This is a genomic window from Clostridioides sp. GD02377 (assembly GCF_045899875.1).
GTDB classification, from domain to species: Bacteria; Bacillota; Clostridia; order Peptostreptococcales; family Peptostreptococcaceae; genus Clostridioides; species Clostridioides difficile_A.
In genome coordinates this window covers 1-21,171 of record NZ_JBJODA010000031.1, presented here as the reverse complement: position 1 = coordinate 21,171, position 21,171 = coordinate 1, and the positions used below count along the sequence as shown (strand labels likewise).

21 protein-coding genes and 2 pseudogenes are annotated in these 21,171 nt (G+C 27.6%); 21 read left to right on the top strand and 2 right to left on the bottom strand.

Annotated elements, in window-relative coordinates; translation table 11 throughout:
• Window positions 1–86 precede the first annotated feature (86 nt).
• From Q3304_RS19540 to Q3304_RS19500, 9 genes and pseudogenes are all read left to right on the top strand, one after another.
• Complete coding sequence (locus tag Q3304_RS19540) at window positions 87–431, top strand: zinc ribbon domain-containing protein YjdM (RefSeq protein WP_054272094.1); 345 nt, start codon at window positions 87–89, stop codon at window positions 429–431.
• A 280-nt stretch (window positions 432–711) separates the two neighbouring features.
• Entirely contained in the window at window positions 712–1,578 is an 867-nt protein-coding gene (locus tag Q3304_RS19535) for a pentapeptide repeat-containing protein (RefSeq protein ID WP_407815028.1), read from the top strand.
• Window positions 1,579–1,689: 111 nt separating this feature from the next.
• A complete protein-coding gene (locus Q3304_RS19530) occupies window positions 1,690–2,094 on the top strand; it encodes a YmaF family protein (RefSeq protein WP_021386546.1) in 405 nt (134 codons plus the stop codon).
• A gap of 175 nt (window positions 2,095–2,269) precedes the next feature.
• Window positions 2,270–2,719, top strand: a complete 450-nt coding sequence (locus Q3304_RS19525; RefSeq protein WP_407815027.1) for a GNAT family N-acetyltransferase — start codon at window positions 2,270–2,272, stop codon at window positions 2,717–2,719.
• A gap of 145 nt (window positions 2,720–2,864) precedes the next feature.
• The gene (locus Q3304_RS19520) at window positions 2,865–4,700 is read left to right on the top strand and encodes a glycerophosphoryl diester phosphodiesterase membrane domain-containing protein (protein WP_407815026.1); all 1,836 of its coding nucleotides are present in this window, start codon (window positions 2,865–2,867) and stop codon (window positions 4,698–4,700) included.
• 161 nt (window positions 4,701–4,861) lie between these two features.
• Window positions 4,862–5,562 (top strand): annotated as a pseudogene (locus tag Q3304_RS19515) (DUF2268 domain-containing protein).
• Between the two features lie 483 nt (window positions 5,563–6,045).
• Window positions 6,046–7,458, top strand: coding sequence for a potassium/proton antiporter (locus Q3304_RS19510; protein ID WP_219674261.1), 1,413 nt, complete (start codon window positions 6,046–6,048; stop codon window positions 7,456–7,458).
• A gap of 80 nt (window positions 7,459–7,538) precedes the next feature.
• The gene (locus Q3304_RS19505) at window positions 7,539–8,351 is read left to right on the top strand and encodes a MerR family transcriptional regulator (RefSeq protein WP_054277812.1); all 813 of its coding nucleotides are present in this window, start codon (window positions 7,539–7,541) and stop codon (window positions 8,349–8,351) included.
• A gap of 205 nt (window positions 8,352–8,556) precedes the next feature.
• Complete coding sequence (locus Q3304_RS19500) at window positions 8,557–9,174, top strand: DUF488 family protein (protein WP_407815024.1); 618 nt, start codon at window positions 8,557–8,559, stop codon at window positions 9,172–9,174.
• Window positions 9,175–9,331: 157 nt separating this feature from the next.
• Here Q3304_RS19500 and Q3304_RS19495 read toward each other — a convergent pair whose 3' ends face one another.
• Window positions 9,332–9,784 (bottom strand): staygreen family protein, encoded by a 453-nt coding sequence (locus Q3304_RS19495; protein ID WP_054272045.1) that lies wholly within the window; start codon window positions 9,782–9,784, stop codon window positions 9,332–9,334.
• Window positions 9,785–10,148: 364 nt separating this feature from the next.
• Here Q3304_RS19495 and Q3304_RS19490 point away from each other — a divergent pair, with 364 nt between their 5' ends.
• From Q3304_RS19490 to Q3304_RS19445, 10 genes are all read left to right on the top strand, one after another.
• Window positions 10,149–11,507 carry an MATE family efflux transporter gene (locus tag Q3304_RS19490; protein ID WP_054272044.1) on the top strand — a complete coding sequence of 453 codons (1,359 nt, stop codon included), beginning with the start codon at window positions 10,149–10,151 and terminating at the stop codon, window positions 11,505–11,507.
• 270 nt (window positions 11,508–11,777) lie between these two features.
• A complete protein-coding gene (locus Q3304_RS19485) occupies window positions 11,778–12,158 on the top strand; it encodes a VOC family protein (RefSeq protein ID WP_054272043.1) in 381 nt (126 codons plus the stop codon).
• Between the two features lie 123 nt (window positions 12,159–12,281).
• A complete protein-coding gene (locus Q3304_RS19480; protein ID WP_054272042.1) occupies window positions 12,282–12,482 on the top strand; it encodes a hypothetical protein in 201 nt (66 codons plus the stop codon).
• Between the two features lie 195 nt (window positions 12,483–12,677).
• Window positions 12,678–13,406, top strand: coding sequence for an ABC transporter ATP-binding protein (locus tag Q3304_RS19475; RefSeq protein ID WP_054272041.1), 729 nt, complete (start codon window positions 12,678–12,680; stop codon window positions 13,404–13,406).
• Between the two features lie 21 nt (window positions 13,407–13,427).
• The gene (locus Q3304_RS19470) at window positions 13,428–14,345 is read left to right on the top strand and encodes a SufB/SufD family protein (RefSeq protein WP_407815468.1); all 918 of its coding nucleotides are present in this window, start codon (window positions 13,428–13,430) and stop codon (window positions 14,343–14,345) included.
• A 141-nt stretch (window positions 14,346–14,486) separates the two neighbouring features.
• Entirely contained in the window at window positions 14,487–15,671 is a 1,185-nt protein-coding gene (locus tag Q3304_RS19465) for an amidohydrolase family protein (RefSeq protein ID WP_074179497.1), read from the top strand.
• Window positions 15,672–15,777: 106 nt separating this feature from the next.
• Window positions 15,778–15,966: a ferredoxin gene (locus tag Q3304_RS19460; RefSeq protein ID WP_003422320.1), complete on the top strand. Its 189-nt coding sequence runs from the start codon at window positions 15,778–15,780 to the stop codon at window positions 15,964–15,966.
• Between the two features lie 148 nt (window positions 15,967–16,114).
• The gene (locus Q3304_RS19455; RefSeq protein ID WP_054272038.1) at window positions 16,115–16,765 is read left to right on the top strand and encodes an HAD family hydrolase; all 651 of its coding nucleotides are present in this window, start codon (window positions 16,115–16,117) and stop codon (window positions 16,763–16,765) included.
• Between the two features lie 102 nt (window positions 16,766–16,867).
• On the top strand, window positions 16,868–17,806 hold the full coding sequence (locus tag Q3304_RS19450) for an SDR family oxidoreductase (protein ID WP_054272037.1): 939 nt from the start codon (window positions 16,868–16,870) through the stop codon (window positions 17,804–17,806).
• Window positions 17,807–17,927: 121 nt separating this feature from the next.
• Window positions 17,928–18,683: a metallophosphoesterase gene (locus tag Q3304_RS19445; RefSeq protein ID WP_407815235.1), complete on the top strand. Its 756-nt coding sequence runs from the start codon at window positions 17,928–17,930 to the stop codon at window positions 18,681–18,683.
• 228 nt (window positions 18,684–18,911) lie between these two features.
• Here the strand turns inward: Q3304_RS19445 and Q3304_RS19440 are convergent, their stop codons facing one another.
• Window positions 18,912–19,652 carry a tRNA 2-thiocytidine biosynthesis TtcA family protein gene (locus tag Q3304_RS19440; RefSeq protein ID WP_407815237.1) on the bottom strand — a complete coding sequence of 247 codons (741 nt, stop codon included), beginning with the start codon at window positions 19,650–19,652 and terminating at the stop codon, window positions 18,912–18,914.
• A gap of 125 nt (window positions 19,653–19,777) precedes the next feature.
• On the opposite strand from Q3304_RS19440, the gene Q3304_RS19435 reads away from it, so the two are divergent.
• Together Q3304_RS19435 and Q3304_RS19430 are read left to right on the top strand one after the other, a co-directional pair.
• On the top strand, window positions 19,778–20,494 hold the full coding sequence (locus Q3304_RS19435) for a M15 family metallopeptidase (protein ID WP_407815238.1): 717 nt from the start codon (window positions 19,778–19,780) through the stop codon (window positions 20,492–20,494).
• Between the two features lie 136 nt (window positions 20,495–20,630).
• Window positions 20,631–21,119 (top strand): annotated as a pseudogene (locus Q3304_RS19430) (response regulator transcription factor); the annotation flags it as partial.
• Window positions 21,120–21,171 lie beyond the last annotated feature (52 nt).

Below are 21,171 nucleotides of genomic sequence, written 5' to 3'. Positions count from 1 at the left end.
ATATAAGTATAATATGATATCATATAGGCTCAAAAGAAATTTTATATAGGAAAAAATTAAAAATAACAAGTGGAGGACATATGAATATGGAAAATTTACCAAATTGCCCGAAATGTAATTCAGAATATACTTATGAAGATGGAACTCTTTTAGTGTGTCCAGAATGCTCTCATGAATGGGCTTTAAAATTAGGAGAAGAAGAAGGTTCAAACATTATTAAAGATATAAATGGAAATGTATTAAATGATGGAGATTCTGTTACAGTAATCAGAGACCTTAAAGTAAAAGGGAGTTCATCATCTATAAAGATTGGAACAAAAGTAAAAAATATACGTTTAGTACACGACCCATCAGATGGGCATGATATAGAATGTAAAATAGATGGATTTGGAGCTATGAAGCTGAAGTCTTCTGTAGTTAAAAAAGCGTAAAATCATAAAAAATCACTTTATTATATAATTTTATAGTACATTATAAACCATAAGAATTTATTGAGGAATTAAAGTTTATTTATCCTTATATTTTCTTGTGGTTTTATTAATATGTAATTTTAACAAGTTTATTTAGACAAATAAGAAACCTATGTATACTATTGGAATAACTGACACATTAAATTATAATTAAGAATAAGAAATGTTACATAAGAGGCTTAAGTGTAATTTATTTACAATATTAGCTTATTAAAAAACTATACTGAGAAGGAGAAGTGATATGATAAATATACATAAAAATATATATAATAGTAAATTATTTGATGAGTTAAAAATTGATTGTGAGAAGTGTTTTGGACTTTGTTGTTTAGCTCTCTATTTTTCTGCCTCAGATGGATTTCCCACTGATAAGGAATCAGGAAAGCCATGTATTAATTTGCAATCAGATTTTAAATGTTCTGTACATAATAATCTTATAAAGCGAGGTTTTAGAGGTTGTACTGCATATGATTGTTTTGGTTCAGGTCAGAAAGTAGCGCAAATAACATATAAAGGTAGAGACTGGATGCAATCATCAGAATTAGCAAATCAAATGTCTGAAGTGTTTTTAATCATGCGACAATTACATGAAATGCTATGGTATCTTAAAGAAGCATCTGTATTAGACATATCAGATAAAATAAAAACAAAAATTGATTCAATAATTGAAGAAACTGAAAAGATAACCATTATGACTCCAGAACAGCTAATTGATTTAGATATAACATCACATAAAGTAAAGGTCAATTCATTATTATCTCAAGCTAGTGAGTCTGTAATGGAAAAAGTCAAATCTTTTCTTAAAACATCTAATCTTAAAAGCAAGAAAAAATTGAGTAAAAGTATAGACTTAATAGGAGCAGACCTTAGAAAAACAAATTTAATAGGAGCAGATTTAAAAGGAAGATTAATGATAGCAGCAAACTTAAAAGATACAGATTTAAGTGGAGCAAATTTAATAGGAGCAGACTTAAGAGATTGCGATATTAGAGGAGCTAATCTTAAAAATAGTGTGTTTTTAACACAATTGCAAGTTAATACTGCAAAAGGCGATTCTAATACAAAATTACCAGCCTCACTAGTACATCCTAAACACTGGAACAAATAATTAAATTAATACATGATTTTACAAAATATGAACTTTTTTGACTCTACTTCATACTATATATTAGAGATTCTTTAGAAGAATTTCTTAATATATAATAGGAGAGATATAAAAATGAGTTATCAAAATTATAAATGTGAAAGAGATTATGTATATGATGATTATAAATATAATGAATGTAATAAGTGTTATAATGATTATGAAGAAATGACACATGTTCATGAATATTCACAGAGTGTTAAGTTAGCAGAAGAGTGTGATGATAGACATAATCATCGTGCAGCAGGAGTTACTGGTGAAGTTATACCAATAAATGGTGGAACAAATCATGTTCATAAAATAAATGATAATGTAGACTTCCTTGACCATTTTCATAAAATATGTGTTACAACAGGTCCAGCTATTAAGATACCAGGAACTAATAAACACGTTCATTTAGTATGTGGAAATACTACTGTTAATGATGGTCACTGTCATAAATTCCTTTTTACTACTCAAATAGAAGCCCCTTTAGTATAACTAATGGAAATTATTGTAGTAAACTTGTTAGATTTTAGTATATAAATGATAAAAATGTAATGGGTAATATTTAAATTTAATTAGGGCTATGATATTAATATTCATAGCTCTTTCTAAATTTATATAAATAAACTAGACAAAATTAAAAATTATATAGAATAGAAAGGAAGTATTTATGAACTCTGAAATGATTTTTGAAATGAAGAAAATAAATTCAAGTGAATATAAGGAAATATTGCAAGTCTGGGAATCGTCAGTAAGAGCAACACATGATTTTTTAAAGGAGAAAGATATTGAATCTCTAATACAATTAGTTAAAATAGGAATTAGAGAAGTAGAAAATATAGTTGTTGTGAAAGATAATGATATGATAAAAGCCTTCATGGGAATAGAAAAAGACAAAATCGAGATGCTATTTATAAAAGATGAATATAGAGGATATGGTATTGGAAAAAAGCTAATGACATATGCTATAGATAAATATAATATAAAATATGTTGATGTAAATGAGCAAAATAAAAAAGCAGTAGGATTTTATACTCATTTAGGATTTAAAGAATTTGATAGGTCTGAAATAGATGGGCAGGGTAATCCATTTCCAATATTACATATGAAATTAATTTAATATATATCTGTTTAAATGAAGAATAAAACATATAGGAAATATAATTTTTCCATTATCAGCTTACATAAAATTATTAATTTTAAAAAATAATATATATTTATAAGATTTACAGGATAAAATACAATAAAAAGACTAAGGGGACACCATGAATAAGAAGATTTTAGATACTTTTGTAAAATTAATAAAATATAACTGGAGTACATTAATTACATTTGAACTACTTCACAAAGGGCTGGCTCTGATAATTATATTACCATCAATTAAATTTGTATTGAGTAGTTCTATGAAAAGTGCAAATATAGTCTATTTAAGTACTGATAATATAGGAGAAATATTAACTAATCCTATATCAATATTACTAGCTATACTTTCAGTTGTGATATTAACATTTTATATGTTTTTTGAATTTACTTCAGTAATTATATGTTTTGAAAAATCAAGAATTTCTGAAAAAATTACGTTATATAAACTTGTTGAAATGTCTTTAAAAAAATCTATAAAAATATTGTATCCTAAAAATCTATTGTTATTTATATTTGTGCTATTAATAGTTCCACTTACAAACATAGCCTTAACTTCAGGATTTATTGGAAAGATAAAGCTCCCAGAGTATATATTAGAGTATATAAATTCTAATATAGTTCTAAATATAATTTATATGTTTTTAATATTAATATTATATATATCAGTTATTAGATGGATTTTTAGTATACATGAAATAACTTTAAACACAGATAGTTTTAAAGAAGCGAGGGATAAAAGTATTAGCCTTACAAAAGGAAAATCAATAAGACTAATTCTTTATTCATTAGGGATATCCATAATAGTCAGTATTATAGGATATATAATATACCATAGTATTGTTATATTGATAGGAATATGGACAAAAAATTATACTGAGGCAACTTTTTTGAAAGATATATTTATTAATAGGTGTATATTGTTCAATGACTATGCTACATTTATTTCATCAATAGCTATATTTATAATTAGTACAGGATTTATTTCTGCATTTTATTATGAATATAATGATATTAGAATTTATAAAAAGAAATCTGATAAACAAAAAAAATCAGTAACTCAGCTATTAAAAATAACTCTAAAAGTATCCATAATTTTATTTATCCTACATAGTGAATCTATAGCATACTCTTTAAATAATGATATTTTATTTAACTCTTCTTTTTTTTATAATACAACAGCAACTGCTCATAGAGTTTCTTCATTAATTGCTCCAGAAAATACACTGGCTGCGTTTAAAGAAACTTTTGTAACTCAAGCTGAGTATGCTGAAATTGATGTGCAAGAAACTAAGGATGGAGAACTGATTTTATTTCATGATTCTAACTTTGAGAGAGTAACTGGTATAAATAAAAATGTTTGGGAAGTAAATTATGATGAAGTTAAGAACTATGATGCTGGTAGTCACTTTAGTTCAAACTTTGCAGGTGAAAAAATACCAACTCTTGATGATGCGATGAAATATTCGAAAGGAAAAATAAAACTTCTAATAGAAATAAAACTTAATGGTCATGAAAAAACCAATGTAGAAAAAAGGGTTTTGGAATTGATTAAATCAAATAGATTAGAGAATCAATGTGTTGTAGCATCTATGGATAAAGATGTATTAAAAAATATAAAAAAATTAAATCCAAATATAATAACATGTTATTTGACAGCAGTTGCATACGGAAATTTTTATAACTGGGATTATGTTGATATATATGGAATAGAATCTACATTTATAACTGAAAATGTTGTGGATAATATACACCAAAACGGAAAGCAAGTTTTTGTGTGGACTATTAATAATAGTAAACTAATGAAAAAAATGATTAATTTAAATGTAGATAGCATAATTACTGATAATCCATTTTTATTGGATGATGTAATTTATTGGCAACAAAATGGATTTGTCAATAGGGTGGCTTATTACTTGTTTGGTGATGATTCTGATGAGACTATAATTGAAGAAGGTTAGATTATAAAAAAATATATTGACATTGACGCTACGTAATTCTATATACTCTATTTTGAAGGAGATGATAAAGATGAATATCATAGAAATTCGCTCAGATAAAGTATATAAGAAGATAATGAATGCACCAGTAAACAAAAAAGAAGATATATAGATATGAACTTATGAAGCCTTTTGAATTCAAATGGAAATGTATAGATGTTCCAATGGTTGCCAAACAAGAAGGTGGATATGATGTAATTATGGCAAGTGAAATGATGGGGGTTTTATCACCTAAGAATATTAATGAAAATCAAATAAATAATATAAATGCAATATCTGATGATAAACTTTGGAACACTTGTAAAGAAACTATAGAAAATTCTATGAACTCATTTATAAGAGAAGGATACAATTTAAATATTAAGGACTATAAATATTCAATATTGTTGGCTAATCCAAATAGTCCTTATACAATTTTAAGTGATGGATGTTGGGGTGATGGTGGGATACCTGGATATATGTTCATATCACTGGTTCCTAATGAGTACACGCTTAATAGATTACAAGTAGCATTAGCACATGAATGTAATCACAATATTAGATTCCAGTTTATAAATTGGAGTAATGATATAACACTAGAAGAGATGATGATAAATGAGGGTCTTGCAGAGAATTTTGCAACCTGGATGTTTGGCGAGGATATGGTGATGATATAGCCAAAATGCAAGGATACTTTCCAGTTGGTTTACCTTACTGTGCAGGATATGCTTGTGGATATTATATGATTAAATATTATTTAGAGAAAACAAATAAATCAATAGTCGAAGCTACTTTGTTGCCTTATACTGAGATAATAGAAGGGATGAAAGAGTTTTGGAAATAAATATTATAGTTGCATAATTTGAAAAAAATTATGCAATTTTTCTATTTTTGAGAAAAAATAAATTGACAATAATTTGTAACAAATATAAAATAATATATATAAAGAAATATTTCAATGTATGAAGTTTTTGAAGATTTCATATCTAAAGTGCCTAACATTGTATGTTAGTTTCTTATTACTTATCTAAATATTATATATTTCATAGTATCTATAAAACTACTATAAGAGTATGAAATATATTAAATAATCAACTGAAAAATGAAACATTAATAAAAAAGAATTCAAATTTTGAATGTTAAATGAATATAATTAAAATAAATATATAAACTTGAGTGCAATACTCATATTTTAGTGTATTATCGAATTTTAATTGTACTTTTATGCACCATAACTTATAAACTTATGTCATGTTATATTTGAACAAGTAACAAAATTGTAGATATAATTTAATCTGCAAAATTTATATGAAATGGAGTTGATGCTATGACAGAATTGATGATTATAAGTGGATTAGTGCTATTGATTTGTATAACCTCGAGTAAGGTCTTATATAAATTTGGAGTACCAATATTACTAATTTTTATCCTATTAGGGATGTTATTTGGGTCTGATGGAATGGTAGGAATTTATTTTGACAACTATGAATTAACAAAACAATTATGTTCTATTGGACTAATATTTATAATGTTCTTTGGAGGATTTGGAACAAACTGGAATATGGCTAAACCTGTTGCAGTACCCTCTATACTAATGTCATCGCTGGGTGTAATAATTACAGCTGGAGTTACAGGAATATTTTGTCATATGGTAGTAGGAACTAATTTACTTGAAGGCTTATTAATTGGAGCAATTGCAGCTTCAACAGATGCTGCATCTGTGTTTGCTGTGTTGCGTTCTCGAAAACTAAATTTAAAAGGTTCCCTTGCTTCATTATTGGAAGTCGAAAGTGGGAGTAATGACCCCATAGCGTATATGTTGACACTAATTCTTTTGACACTGATGAATAATTCTGGGGTAGAACTTATTATACCAATGGTAATAAAACAAATAGTTTTTGGGCTAGCTATAGGATTTATACTAGCAAAGTTGTCTGTTTATATTTTAAGAAATTCAAACTTCGAGATAGAAGGATTTTATACTATATTTATAACAGCTATTGCAATACTTTCTTATGCACTTAGTGAGTATGTTGGAGGAAATGGATATTTAAGTGTGTATATTTCAGGTATTATTATAGGAAATAGTAAAATACCTCATAAAAAAAGTTTGGTTCATTTCTTTGATGGAATCTCATGGATTATGCAAATAATGTTATTCTTTATGTTAGGATTGTTATCTTTCCCTTCCAAGCTACCAAATATATTTGGTATAGCGATGGCCATATCTATATTCATGATAGTTATTGCAAGACCATTAGCGACATTTATAGTTCTAGCAAAATTTAAATTTTCAAATAAGGAAAAATTGTTCATATCATGGGTAGGTCTTAGAGGTGCAGCTTCAGTAGTTTTTGCAATTTATGCAGTTACTCAAGGAGTAATTATAGAGAATGACATATTCCATATAATATTTTTTATAGCTTTACTTTCAGTAGGGGTGCAAGGTACATTGATACCAACAGTAGCTAGAAAGCTAGATTTAGTCGATGATAATACACCTGTATTAAAAACATTTAATGATTATGATGGAGAAATTAGCTCTAAACTTATAGAGGTAAATGTTGATGATAGTAGTAAATGGGCAAATAAGAGTATAATGGATTCTAATATACCAGAAGATATATTAATAGTTATGATAAAACGAAAGGAACAGGTTTTAGTGCCCAAAGGCTCAACTGTTATAAAAACAGGGGATACATTGGTACTAAGTGGAGATAGAATTGAAGAATTAATATAATTATAATTTATTTGTATTGACTTTAACCTAAGGGGAAGGTCTAAACTTAAATTAATCAAATCTAATGCGCAGGTGATGAGATGTTTTCTATAGGAATGTTTTCTAAAATAAATAAAATAACTACAAAGACATTAAGGTATTATGAAGATATCGGATTGTTAAAGCCAGAATATGTAGATGAGTTTACAAAATATAGGTACTATACGACAGAGCAATTACCTAAATTACATCAGATAATAACTTTAAAACAAATGGGTTTGTCACTAGCTGAGATAAAAGAAGCTATAGAAAATCCTAAAGCGGTTGAAAATATTTTAAAAAATAAAGAAAAAGAAATGCTGGATGTAATTAAAAGTGAAGAATATAAACTCATTAAACTGCGTAATTACCTTGTGAATTTGAAAGGAGAAGTCAATATGAATGATGTAATTATTAAGTCTTTACCAAAAGTTAAAATTGCTTCTATGAGAAAGGTATTAAAGGGATATGATGAACTTTTCAGTCTATTTCCAAATGTAATGGCTGAAGAAATGAGGAAGGCTGAGTGTACATGTGCAGTTCCAGATTATTGTTTCAATATATATCATGATGGTGAATATAGAGAGACTAATATGGATGTTGAGATGTGTCAAGCTATAAATGACTTAAAAGAAGATACAGACATATTAAAATTTAAAGAACTAGATGAAGTTGAAAGTGCTGTTTGTATATTACACAATGGTTCATATTCAACATTAGGAAAAACTTACGCAGATGCATTTAAATGGATAGAGGACAATAAATATGATGTGATTGGAAATCCTAGAGAGTCTTATATAGATGGCATATGGAATAAAGAGAATGAGGAAGATTGGCTAACAGAAGTTCAGATACCAGTGAAACGAATTTTATAAGAGGTTAAAACAATAAAGATAAAGTTATTAAATGAGGTCTATCTAAATAAAAGATATGCCTCATTTTTTGATATTTATAGATATTATAGATTTATATATGAAAAATATATTGATGTTTTATATATAAAGTAGTATATTTTCGTTGAGGTGATAAAGTGGAAAAACATGAGACATTAATTCGTTTTTAAGAATAGGAGGTATTTATATGGAGATATTCGCAATAGGACATTCAAATTATCCATATGATAAACTTATTGATATGATAAAAAAGTACAATATAAACTGTATAGTTGACATTAGAGAAACTCCATATTCTAAATATAATATTCAGTATAATAGAGAGTCCTTCAATGAATCATTGAAAAAATCTGGATTTATATATATATACATGGGCAAGGAGTTTGGAGCAAAGAGAACCAACAAAGATGTATATACAGAGGAAGGATATGCAGATTTTGAAAAGGTAATTAAGGAAGATATTTTCTTAAAAGGAATAGAAAGACTAAAAAATGGATGTCAGAGGGGATATAAGATAGTTTTATTGGGAGCAATGCAAGAACCTATACGATGTCATAGAAGTATTTTATTGGGTAGGGTATTGAATAAAGAAGGTTTTGATGTAAAATATATAATGCATGAGGGTCATCTAGAGACTCAAGAAGATATAGAAGAATCATTATTAGATAAGTACTTTAGTGATAGAAAACAACTGAGTATTGATAATTTATTGGGGAATGCGTTGACAAGAGAAGAGATGATACAAGAAGGTTATATATTAGCCAATAAAGAGATAGGATTTAGAACAGAGAAAATCAGTAAATAGAAATATTAATTACTAAAAATCTAAAAGTTATCTTAAATAAGAAAATATGCTAAAATTGTAACAAATAAACATGATGTACTGATTAATAATATTACTATAATTTAATAATACTATTTAGATTGTGATATTACTTTAAATAGTACATCATGTTGTAATGTTACAAAACGAAAGTTCTAATACTGCCATAATCAACAGTTCTATTAAGCGTAGGATGACTAGATATAAATCTAACTGTAATTTTTGAGTTTAATAAACAAGAGTTAGAAACTAAGAACAACCTATCACCATTTATAATGGAAGTAATCGCAATTGGAAGAACTCTAACAAAGGCATCATATCTATTTCTAGCAATTTCATAAGGATAGTTTCCAACAAAAACGAATAGATTTAAATCGTATATGTCACCAACAACCCAAGCCCATTGACCATAAACTTTATCAATACTTACTGTTCCTAAGCTAAGTGTATCGAAGTAGGTAGCTATAGTTAAATAAATATCGTTTGTATTCTCTGAGTATGAAACAGTGTATCTTCTAAAACGTATAGGTTCTGTAGCAGAAACGGGATAAACCATGTTTACGTTTAAATTAGTTGTATTCAAATTAATCAAAGTATCACATCCTAAAAATAGTCTATAAAATACAATATTTAAATTGAGGCAATTTTGTTACATTTATGTTGTAAGATTTTATATTTTAATTTCCTGTAATATGTAGTAATCAATAAATTCTGGTGGGTGCTAAGTGGTTAATTTAAATATACAAATATTTAAATTATAGTATCCATAAAAAATAATAAACATAAAATAATTATAAAGATGTACTGTGTTAAAATGATATTAAACAAGAATAATATTATTTGAATACAGTATATTATGAGTTGGGAATATAAATTTAAACTTTAAAAGATTAACTAACAATTTGCTAAACTAACTAAAAATTAAATTTATATAAAGAGGGAAAAGAGGAAGAGAGATGTTTATAAGGAAAAATGTTATAAAATTAGCAATTCCTATAATGATAGAGCAGACATTTGTCATGCTTCTAGGGGTATTTAATACAATGATGGCAGGTCATATTGGGGAAGAAGCTGTATCTGCAGTTGGAATGGTTGATTCAATAAACAATATATTCATATCTGTATTTGCTGCATTATCTGTAGGAGCCACTGTTGTTGTAGCTCAACAAATAGGCAAAAGAGATAGTGAAAATGCGAACGAAACTATCAAGCAAGCTCTAGTATCAGGAGTAATACTATCTTTTACAATAACAATCTTAATGTGGGTTTTTAGGACTGGTGTAATTAACTTATTTTATGGTTCAGCAGAAGAATTGGTAAAATCAAATGCAAAATTATACATAGAGTTTACATTATTCACATATCCATTTATTGCGACACAGCAAATAGCAAATGGTATTCTAAGAGGTTGTGGAGATGTAAAGAAACCCATGTATGTAACTATGTTTATGAATATAATAAATGTGACATTGGGATATATACTTATATATGGTATTGATTTAAATTCTTTAGGTATAAATCTACAAATACCATCTTATGGGATAACAGGTGCAGCTATGTCTATTGCTATAGCCAGAATAATTGGATGTATAGTTATTGTAAGAGCTTTATTCAAAGGAAATGAATTTATATCTATAGGTAAGATGTTTCCGATTAAGATTGATGTTGAAACTCAAAAATCTATATTCAATATAGGAATACCAGCTGGTGTTGAACAACTACTTTTTAATGCAGGAAAATTAATTGTTCAGGTATTTATAGTTACTATGGGGACCTCGGCAATTGCATCCAATGCAATAGGAATGTCAATTGCATCTATCATAAATGTAATTGGGAATGCTTTAGCATTATCTGCAACAACATTGGTAGGTCAGTATATAGGACGTGGAGATATTAAAGGAGCTAAAAGTACTCTCCTATACTTAACTAAATTTGCAACAGTTTGTTTATTTGCAGTAGGGGCTATATTTATACCAATTGCTCCTTGGATTTCAAGTATGTATACTCAAAACACTAGTGTAATTGATGTATCAACACAACTGATTCGAAGTGATTGTCTAGCCATGGTAATATGGCCTATATCCTTTGTATTGTCAGCAGGATTAAAAGGGGCAGGCGATACAAGATATACAATGATGACAGCTATAATAGGTATGTGGATTTTTAGAATTTTTACAGGTTATGTGTTGGGGGTTGTATTAAAATTTGGTGTACTTGGAATTTGGATAGGTATGTACACAGATTGGCTTGTCAGAGGAACTTTATATTGTTTAAGATTAAGAGGAACAAAGTGGCTAAAACACAAAATTGCATAGGACATATATAATCACTTTTGGATAGAAAACTCTATCTGGAGGTGATTTTTAGCGTATATATTTTCATAATTATAAGTAGGATATAGAATGATTAAATCATATGAATAAAGTCTATAATAATATTGAATATATAAATTACATTATAGTTTAGGATTATATAATATTGGATAAATATTAGATATATATATCTATAGAAAATAATATATATGGGTATATTATTAAATATAAAAAATATTAGATATTTATTTAATAATAAAGGTGGGTATTGTTATGATAAATAAAATAGGAAAGATAAGTCTATATGTAAACAATCAAGAGGATGCAAAACTTTTTTGGACAGAGAAATTAAACTTTGTAGTAACTTATGAAAAGGAAATGGGCCCAAATATGAAATGGGTAGAAATAGCACCAAGTAAAAATGAATTTACAACATTTGTACTGTACGATAAAAATCTAATGATGAAGCAAAATAAAGAGATAGAGGTATCTCATCCATCAATAATTTTGAGTACAAGAGATATTAATGGAACTTATGAACAAATGGCTAATAATAAAGTTGAAGTTGGCGAATTAATGGAAATGCCTTATGGAAGGATGTTTTCCTTTAAAGACCAAGATGGAAATGATTATTTGGTTAGAGAAGATAAATGATTTTACAAAGTATTAAATTTACTCAATATCTGATATAATTAGAGACAATAATTATTATAATTTAGTCTAAGACTAGGATTATACAATTAAAATCAATTGTAAATTTTGAGTAGAGGTGATAAAATGTTTAAGAAAATGGCAGTATTAAAAGATATAGCAACTAAAATAGGACGTAAAAAAGCTTATGAGCTATTAGAAATGGTTGAAGGCAATGATGCTTTTATAGCTGAGGTAAAGATAAAAAAGAATGGAATAGAATCTAAAAAAGAAGAGATTATGTTAAAAGATAATCAAAAAATAATACTAGAGTATATAGAAGGCTAAATTTTAAATACATATAAGTTTATAATAAGAATTTTTTAAGATGAGTTAATATAAGACTCATCTTTTTTATTTTTTATAAGATTGTTTTATTATTTAATACATATTTTGTCTCTTTGGAGTTGCTGGTATATAAAAATTACTGATATAATAAAAGAATGGATATCAATGTAATATTTTACAGAAAAGAGGGGTATTATGCTTGAAATAAAAAATCTTTCCTTTAATGTTGAGTCTAACAATGAGGAACTAGGAATAATAAATGATGTTAGCCTTTCGTTTGAGAGAGGAAAACTTATTGTTATCACAGGACCAAATGGTGGAGGAAAATCCACAATTGCTAAGCTAATAATGGGGATTGAAAAAGCCACTAGTGGTCAGATAATTTTAGATGGAGAAGATATAACAAATCTTAGTATTACAGAAAGAGCAAAGAGGGGGATAGGATATGCATTTCAACAGCCACCAAGAATAAAAGGCATGACTGTTGAAAATCTACTTACACTTGCTCATGGAAAACCATTGTCTACAGATGTATGTTGCCAATATCTTACAGATGTTGGATTGTGTTCAAAAGACTATTTAAATCGTGAAGTTGATAACTCGCTTTCTGGAGGAGAAATGAAAAGAATAGAGATAGCAACTCTTTTTGCCAGAGATTTAAAGGTTTCTATATTTGATGAACCTGAGGCAGGTATAGACCTTTGGAGTTTTGGAAAGCTTAATGAAAGTTTTAAGAAAATACATGAGGAGTCTGACCAAACTATAATTATAATTTCTCATCAAGAAAGAATATTAGAGTTAGCTGATGAAATAATTGTTTTACAAGATGGTTCAGTAAAAAGCCATGGAACAAAAGATGCTATATTACCTGAAATCATGTGCCAAGTTAATTCAAGTTGTGAATTAATGAAAGATATGAATTAATTAGAAAGGAAGGCAAATTAAATGAACAAAACAGATTTAAATCTTTTAGAAAAAGTTGCTGAACTTCATGGAACTCCATTAGGAGCATACAATATACGTAAAAATGGGCAAGGAATAGAAAGACATTCAACTGAAAATGTAACTATAGTTCCTAAAAATGATAAACCTGGAATTGATATTATAGTAAAACCAAACACAAAAGGCGAAAATGTCCATATACCAGTAATAGTAACAGAAGCTGGTGTGCAGGATATGGTTTATAATGATTTTGAAATTGGAGAAAATGCAGATGTTGTTATAATTGCTGGATGTGGAATACATAACTGTGGTTGTGATGATAGTGAACATAATGGAATACATAGATTTTTCTTACGTAAAGGAGCTCGCTTAAAATATGTAGAAAAACATTATGGTGAAGGTGACGGAGAAGGAAAGAAAATCTTAAATCCAGTTACTATTGTTAATATGGATGAAGATTCATATTGTGAGATGGAAACAATTCAAATTAAGGGTGTAGATTCAACTAAAAGGGAAATGGATGCAAACCTAGGTAAAGGGGCTAAAATAGTTGTATTTGAGAAATTATTAACTCATGGAAATCAAGTTGCAGAATCTAATATGAAGGTTGTTTTAGAGGGAGAAAATTCGTCTGCTCAAGTAATTTCTCGTACAGTTGGGCAAGATAATTCTAAGCAAAAGTTTAATCCTTGCGTTATTGGGGATTCTCTTTGTTCTGCACATGTTCAATGTGATTCAATAATCATGGGAAATTCTCAAATTAGTGCTATACCTGAGATTGCAGCAAACCATCCAGATGCTCTCTTAGTGCATGAGGCAGCAATTGGAAAGATTGCAGGAGACCAAATATTAAAGATGATGACGTTGGGTCTTACTGAAGAAGAGGCTGAGCAACAAATACTTAATTGCTTCTTAAAGTAAATTGAAGTTTTTATTTAATTTAATATAATGAATATAGTATAATATAATGAATAAGTCTAAAATATTTTTATTTTTAGACTTATTTTCTTTATGTAAGAAAAACTATTAGAGAAATTATACTGTAATTAGGATGTGGAATAGATGAAAAATTTACTTATAAGAAATGGGACAATAATATCTCCAAAAGATGGTATCAAGTTTGAAAAAAAAGATATCCTGGTTTTGCATGGGAAAATATATGATATTGGATTGAATCTCAAAGAAAAAATAAGAAAAGAAAGATTACTTACAAACAAAGAGTTTGAGATAATAAATGCTGATAATATGTATATTTCTCCAGGATTTATAGATGTTCACACCCATTGTTATAAGAGAAAATTACCTACAGGTATGGACTCTGATTCAATTGGAATTGAAAAAGGTTCAACAGTTATATTTGATGCGGGTACAGCTGGCCCTTTAAATTACTATGATTTTAAGAAAAAATATATGGATGAGTGTAAAACTGAAGTATATTCATTTTTAAATGTAACAAATGAGGGATTAAATATACTGAATGAGTCGACATCTTTAGATGTTATAAATTTTGATGATGTTGAGTCTGTTGTGGAAAAAAATATGGACAAAATAAAAGGTATAAAGGTAAAAGCAAGCAAATTTCAATCTAATGAAAATGGTATAGATATAGTTAAAAAATCAAAACAAGTTGCTAAGAAATTAAATTTACCATTAGTGGTATATATAGGTGAGCATCCATCATATATAGATGAAGTAATGAATATTTTGGGTAAAGGAGATGTAGTTACACCTGTATATGGAAACAGTGCAAATGGAATATTTAATGAATTTGGCACGCTAAGAGAATCAGTAATAAATGCAAAGAATAGAGGAGTATTATTTGATGTGTGTTATGGATTAGACCAGTTTGATTTTAAAGTTTTTAAAAAAGCAATAAATCAAGGATTAGAACCAGATTTAATAAGCACAGATATGCATATAAAAAATATGAAAGACATAAACTATTCTCTTTTAACTGTTATAAATAAAATTATGGAGCTTGGAATATCTTTAGAAAAATGTATAGAAAAAGTAACTGAATATCCAACAAAAATTTTCGATTTACATTCAAATAAGGGCGGAATAAAGGTTGGTGGAGAAGGTGATTTTACTATATTTACAATGGAGAAGAGTAACGATATTATAAAAGACTACAATGATAATGAATTAGTTTTAGATAGAAAATTAAGTTTACAATATACTGTAAAATCATGGATGAAAAGTAGCGAAGTTTATAGACATGGATATGAATATACTATAATAAATTAAGCAATCGTGATAAAATAATAAATATATGTTTAAATTGGCATATATTGGATAAATATCTAAGGAAACAATAATTAAAAAAAGATAATTTTAGGGGAGGTATTTTAGTATGAAAGCATTTGTTGATAAGGATGTATGTGTAGCTTGTGGGGCATGTATAGGAACATGTCCAGACGTTTTTAGTATGAGTGATGAAGGACATTCAGTTGCAATTGAAGGGGAAATACCAGCAGATTTACAAGATTTATGTAAAGAAGCAGAAGAAGGATGTCCAGTTTCAGCTATAACAGTTAAATAGAACGATTTAGATTTATTTTAACACCAAACATATAAGATTCAATTATTACTTAAGCTATAGTATTAGAAAATTCTATTACTATAGCTTTTTAAAATAGATAAATATAAAATAGGAGATATTACTTTTTATAAATATGGAGGATTTAAACATGAAGAAAAACTATGAAATAGTGTTGTTTGATTTGGATGGAACGCTTACAGACCCTAAAGAAGGAATAACAAAGTCTATTCAATATTCATTAGATAGTTTTGGTATAAAAGAAGATTTAGATAACTTAGAACAATTTATAGGACCACCATTACATGATACTTTTAAAGAATACTATAAATTTGATGATGAAAAAGCTAAGAGAGCTGTTGAGAAGTATAGAGAATATTTTTCAGATAAAGGGATATTTGAAAATAAAATTTATAAGAATATAAAAGAGATATTAGAAATGCTCTATACAAATGATAAAATATTATTATTAGCTACTTCTAAGCCAACAGTTTTTGCAGAAACTATACTTAAATACTTTGATATAGATAGATATTTTAAGTATATAGTAGGTAGTAATCTTGATGGTACGAGGGTAAATAAAAATGAAGTTATACAATATGTACTAGATTTGTGTAATGTGAAAGATAAAGATAAAGTTATTATGGTTGGAGATAGAAAGTATGACATAATTGGTGCTAAGAAAATAGGAGTAGATTCTATTGGAGTGTTGTATGGATATGGTTCATTTGAAGAGATTAGTGAAAGTGAACCTACTTATATTGTCGAAAGTGTAGATTCTATAAAAGATATTTTGCTATAAATATCTTTTATAAACAAAAATAATACAAAATACTGTAGCATATTTAAAAATATGATATTATAATTAAGGAAGTCATTTAAAAAAGAGGAGGATGCACTTGAAATGAAATCTATTTTAATTATGGGTGGAAGCGACTTCATAGGTTCTGCACTTGCTAAGCGTTTAATTAAATGTGGGTATCAAATTGATATACTTACAAATGGTAAAAAGGAAATAGATTATACAGGTTTTAAAGAACATCTAATTTGTGATAGAAAAGTTCGCAAAGACATGGAAAACATTATCAGAGGAAGAAAGTATGATTACATATATGATATGACAGCATACACAAAAGACGATGTAAGTAATCTTATTGATTTTGTAAACCCAGATAGCCTAAAGAAATATATAGTGTTGTCAGCAGGAGCAGTATACAAAGATAGTGGGAGAAATGTTAAAGAAGAAAATGAGAAGGGCGAAAATGAAAACTGGGGAAAATATGGCCTAAATAAAAAAGAAGCAGAGGATTTCGTTATAAGTAGCTCTATACCATATATAATTATCAGACCAACTTATATATATGGGGAAAATAATAATTTATATAGAGAATATTATTTCTTCGAAAAAATAGAAAAAAATGAAAAAATACCAGTGCCAAAAGGAAAACAAGTAAGTAATCAATTTATATATATTGGTGATTTGGTAAAGGTATTAGAAAGTATAATGAAAAATCCTCATGTAAGAGAGGCTTATAATGTAACAAATCCACAGTTAATTTCTTGGGACGAACTTATACATACATGTGGAGAAGTTATTGGTAAAGAACCTATTATAAAGTATGTAGATATGGAAAAAGTAGAGTTTAGAGAAAGAACATATTTCCCATTTAGAAACATAGACTTCAATCTGGATATAAATAAGCTTATTGAACATGGGCTTTATATACCAAATGTATTATTAAAAGAAGGGCTTACAGCTACATATAAATGGTTTTTAGCTAATAAACCAAAAATGCATGACAGAAAAATGGACAAAGTTGAATCTGTGATGCAAATAGTCTAAGAAAGTAAATAAGTAGGTAGATGCTTTGAATTTAAGAGTTAAATCTTTTTTAAAAATTTTTATGCTGATATTTATTCTGATTTTTATATACTCAGTTGCGATAGAACCGAGTCTATTAATCGTGAAAAAATATAGTATAAATGAAAGTGGAAATTTAGTAAAAAATGATACAGTAAAGACTGAATCCGAAAGTATAAAAGTAGTTCAAATTTCAGATACTCAGATAGGTAATTTTTACTCAACTAAGAACCTTAAAAAAGTGGCTAATAAGGTTAATGCTTTGAATCCAGATATAATAGTATTTACTGGTGATTTAGTTGATTATTCCAATAAAAATCCAGATATAGATGAAATTACAGCTATTTTATCAAGTATGAATGCTAGGTTGGGAAAATTTTCAATATTCGGCAATCATGATTATATGTATAAACTTCCTAGGTATTATAGACAAATTATGAAAAATTCCAACTTCAATCTTTTGATAAATGAAAATAAAAAGATAAAGTTAGCTGATGATAAGTATATTAATATATTAGGTGTTGATGAAATATTAAATGGAAATCCTGATATAAAATATCTAGAGAATAAGACTGATAAAAATAATTTTAATTTATTATTAGCACATGAACCAGATTTAGTCGATATGTTTAGTAAAGATTCAATGAATTTAGTTTTATCTGGGCATAGTCATGGTGGTCAAATAAGAATACCTTTTAAAGGCGCATTAGTTACTCCTCCATATGGAAGGAAATATACTAAAGGATTTTATGAGGTAAATGGAAATCACTTATATGTGAGTTCAGGTCTTGGAAGTACAAAGTTACCCTTTAGATTTTTTAATATACCAGAAATAGTAGCATTTAACATTCTAATTTAGTATGAAATACTATTTTATTTATTAGAATGGGTAGAAATTGCAAAAGTAGATTGAATTAAGTAAGATACAAATGTTCAAGTTATAATTAGTATATTAGATAATAGAAACATTATTAATAACTATTAAGATATAGATTAAAACAATATAAGATAAAAAAATATAGCAAGATTGTGTAGGTTATTTATGGTTTATTTATAATTAATACAATCTTGCTTTTTTGTAAAAGTATTAATTACTATTTAAATTTTTTATCTTTTCTTTATCCCATACAAACAGTTTTTCTGAATTATTTAAAGCACCAAATACATTTCTTTTAAAATCTGGCATCTCTTTATTTAAATCAGCAATAAGATTTTTTATGTATTCTCTTCTGGTATGACCATTTGCAGGGCATGGATTTGTTATAATAGGATAGTTAGAATCTTTTGAAATCTTCTTAGTCATATACTCTTCTATGTAAATCATAGGTCTTATGACAGTTAAATCTTGTCTATCTAAGTATGTTTTTGGAGAAAAACAATTTACTCTGCCTTCATAAAACATAGACATTAAAAATGTTTCAATTGCATCATCTTTATGATGTCCAAGAGCCACTTTATTACATCCCAGTTTTTTAGCATTATCATTTAGGGCACCTCTTCTTAAATTAGCACATAATGCACAAGGATTTTTTTCTTGCCTTATATCAAACACAATTTCCTTTATATCAGTTTGAAATTCATAAAAGGGTACATCTATTTCCTCACACAATTTATTTAGTGGAGAATTATCAATACCACCAGTATTTAGAGTTATAGCTATCAATTCAAATTTTTGAGGAGAAAATCTCTGATAGCTTTTAAGTATATGAAGTAGTGTTAAACTATCTTTTCCACCAGATAGTCCAACAGCAATTTTATCATTTTCTTGTATCATATCAAAGTCTTGTATAGCCTTGCGAGCTTTACTAAGAAGTTTTTGTATAGACATTTTTAGCACCACCTTTCAAAAATATTAAATTTAAGATTTACTTAAGATTTACTTATAAAATACTTAAAACTTATACTCTAAAATTAACATTATAGACAAACATACAAAAAGGAGAAGATGTAACCATGAAAAAAATTAAATTAATATTAGCTATTATTATAGTAGTATTTATAAGTATATTTATATCTAAAGATAAATTTCTTATAAAAGATAAAACACCAACAGGAACTGCTCAATTTGCTTCAGAAAAAGATGTTGAATCAAATTCCCAAAATAAAAATCACTCAAATAGTATAGCAAATATATTACTGGTAAACAAGACAAATGGAATTAGTAAAGATTATGCTCCTGAAAATATTACTAAAGTAAATATACCTTTTGTTGAAGAAGCAACAGAAGAAGAAAAACAAATGGCAGGAGAACCTGCAAAAGCAGTGGAAGATTTAGTTAAGCAAGCTAGTGAAGAAGGAATACAGTTTTTAGGATCTTCAGCATATAGGTCTTACAATACTCAGCAAGATACTTATACAAAAAGAGTAAAATCTCAAGGGCAGGAAAAAGCAGATGAATATGTGGCAAAACCTGGTCATAGTGAGCATCAGACTGGGCTTTGTATTGACTTAACAAATCCAGAGAGATGGTTTGTTGGTAGTACAAAAGAAGCTATATGGCTTGCAGAAAATGCTCATAAGTTTGGGTTTATAATAAGATATCCTAAAGGCAAAGAAAATATAACTGGTACGGCATATGAACCATGGCATATTAGATATGTTGGTAAAGATATTGCCGAGGAAATTTATTCAAGAGGATTAACTTTAGAAGAATATCTACAAAGCAAATAATATAAATGTTTAAGATGAATTGTATTATATTGGAAGTGGGTAGTTGAAGAAATTTAATGGATTACTTTAACTAAAGTATAGTATAATTTTATTTGAATAAAAACTATGTACAAAGGTTAAGTTGGGATGTGTAAAAGTGGAAAATACAATTCTTGTTGTTGATGATGAAAAAGAAATAAGAGATCTTATAGAGATATATCTTTTAAATAGTGGATATAGTGTAATTAAAGCTGAAGATGGAGAAGAAGCTATAGAAATTTTAAAAAAAGAGAATATTCATTTAATGGTGTTGGATATAATGATGCCCAAAATGGATGGTATAGAAGTTTGCAGAAGAGTTAGAGAAAGTTTAAATATACCAATACTTATGTTGAGTGCAAAATCAGAAGATATGGATAAAATACAAGGAATAATGACTGGCGCAGATGATTATTTGACAAAACCATTTAATCCACTTGAGCTTACTGTGAGAATCAAATCTTTGATTAGAAGAGCATATTATTTTAGTGGTGCTAATAATGAAAATAAGAATACCATAGAAGTTGGAGCGTTATTAATAGATAAGGAAAAGCATAGTGTAACAGTAGCTGGGAAGGACATAACTTTAACATCAAGAGAATTTGATTAAAAAATAGCTATGCACACTCATGACTTTAGTCGTGAGTTAGTAGCTAAAG

Coding starts and splice junctions, on each gene's coding strand:
- Q3304_RS19540 (WP_054272094.1), top strand. CDS start 87: ATGGAAAATTTACCAAATTGCCCGAAATGTAATTCAGAATATACTTAT.
- Q3304_RS19535 (WP_407815028.1), top strand. CDS start 712: ATGATAAATATACATAAAAATATATATAATAGTAAATTATTTGATGAG.
- Q3304_RS19530 (WP_021386546.1), top strand. CDS start 1,690: ATGAGTTATCAAAATTATAAATGTGAAAGAGATTATGTATATGATGAT.
- Q3304_RS19525 (WP_407815027.1), top strand. CDS start 2,270: ATGAACTCTGAAATGATTTTTGAAATGAAGAAAATAAATTCAAGTGAA.
- Q3304_RS19520 (WP_407815026.1), top strand. CDS start 2,865: ATGAATAAGAAGATTTTAGATACTTTTGTAAAATTAATAAAATATAAC.
- Q3304_RS19510 (WP_219674261.1), top strand. CDS start 6,046: ATGACAGAATTGATGATTATAAGTGGATTAGTGCTATTGATTTGTATA.
- Q3304_RS19505 (WP_054277812.1), top strand. CDS start 7,539: ATGTTTTCTATAGGAATGTTTTCTAAAATAAATAAAATAACTACAAAG.
- Q3304_RS19500 (WP_407815024.1), top strand. CDS start 8,557: ATGGAGATATTCGCAATAGGACATTCAAATTATCCATATGATAAACTT.
- Q3304_RS19490 (WP_054272044.1), top strand. CDS start 10,149: ATGTTTATAAGGAAAAATGTTATAAAATTAGCAATTCCTATAATGATA.
- Q3304_RS19485 (WP_054272043.1), top strand. CDS start 11,778: ATGATAAATAAAATAGGAAAGATAAGTCTATATGTAAACAATCAAGAG.
- Q3304_RS19480 (WP_054272042.1), top strand. CDS start 12,282: ATGTTTAAGAAAATGGCAGTATTAAAAGATATAGCAACTAAAATAGGA.
- Q3304_RS19475 (WP_054272041.1), top strand. CDS start 12,678: ATGCTTGAAATAAAAAATCTTTCCTTTAATGTTGAGTCTAACAATGAG.
- Q3304_RS19470 (WP_407815468.1), top strand. CDS start 13,428: ATGAACAAAACAGATTTAAATCTTTTAGAAAAAGTTGCTGAACTTCAT.
- Q3304_RS19465 (WP_074179497.1), top strand. CDS start 14,487: ATGAAAAATTTACTTATAAGAAATGGGACAATAATATCTCCAAAAGAT.
- Q3304_RS19460 (WP_003422320.1), top strand. CDS start 15,778: ATGAAAGCATTTGTTGATAAGGATGTATGTGTAGCTTGTGGGGCATGT.
- Q3304_RS19455 (WP_054272038.1), top strand. CDS start 16,115: ATGAAGAAAAACTATGAAATAGTGTTGTTTGATTTGGATGGAACGCTT.
- Q3304_RS19450 (WP_054272037.1), top strand. CDS start 16,868: ATGAAATCTATTTTAATTATGGGTGGAAGCGACTTCATAGGTTCTGCA.
- Q3304_RS19440 (WP_407815237.1), bottom strand. CDS start 19,652: ATGTCTATACAAAAACTTCTTAGTAAAGCTCGCAAGGCTATACAAGAC.
- Q3304_RS19435 (WP_407815238.1), top strand. CDS start 19,778: ATGAAAAAAATTAAATTAATATTAGCTATTATTATAGTAGTATTTATA.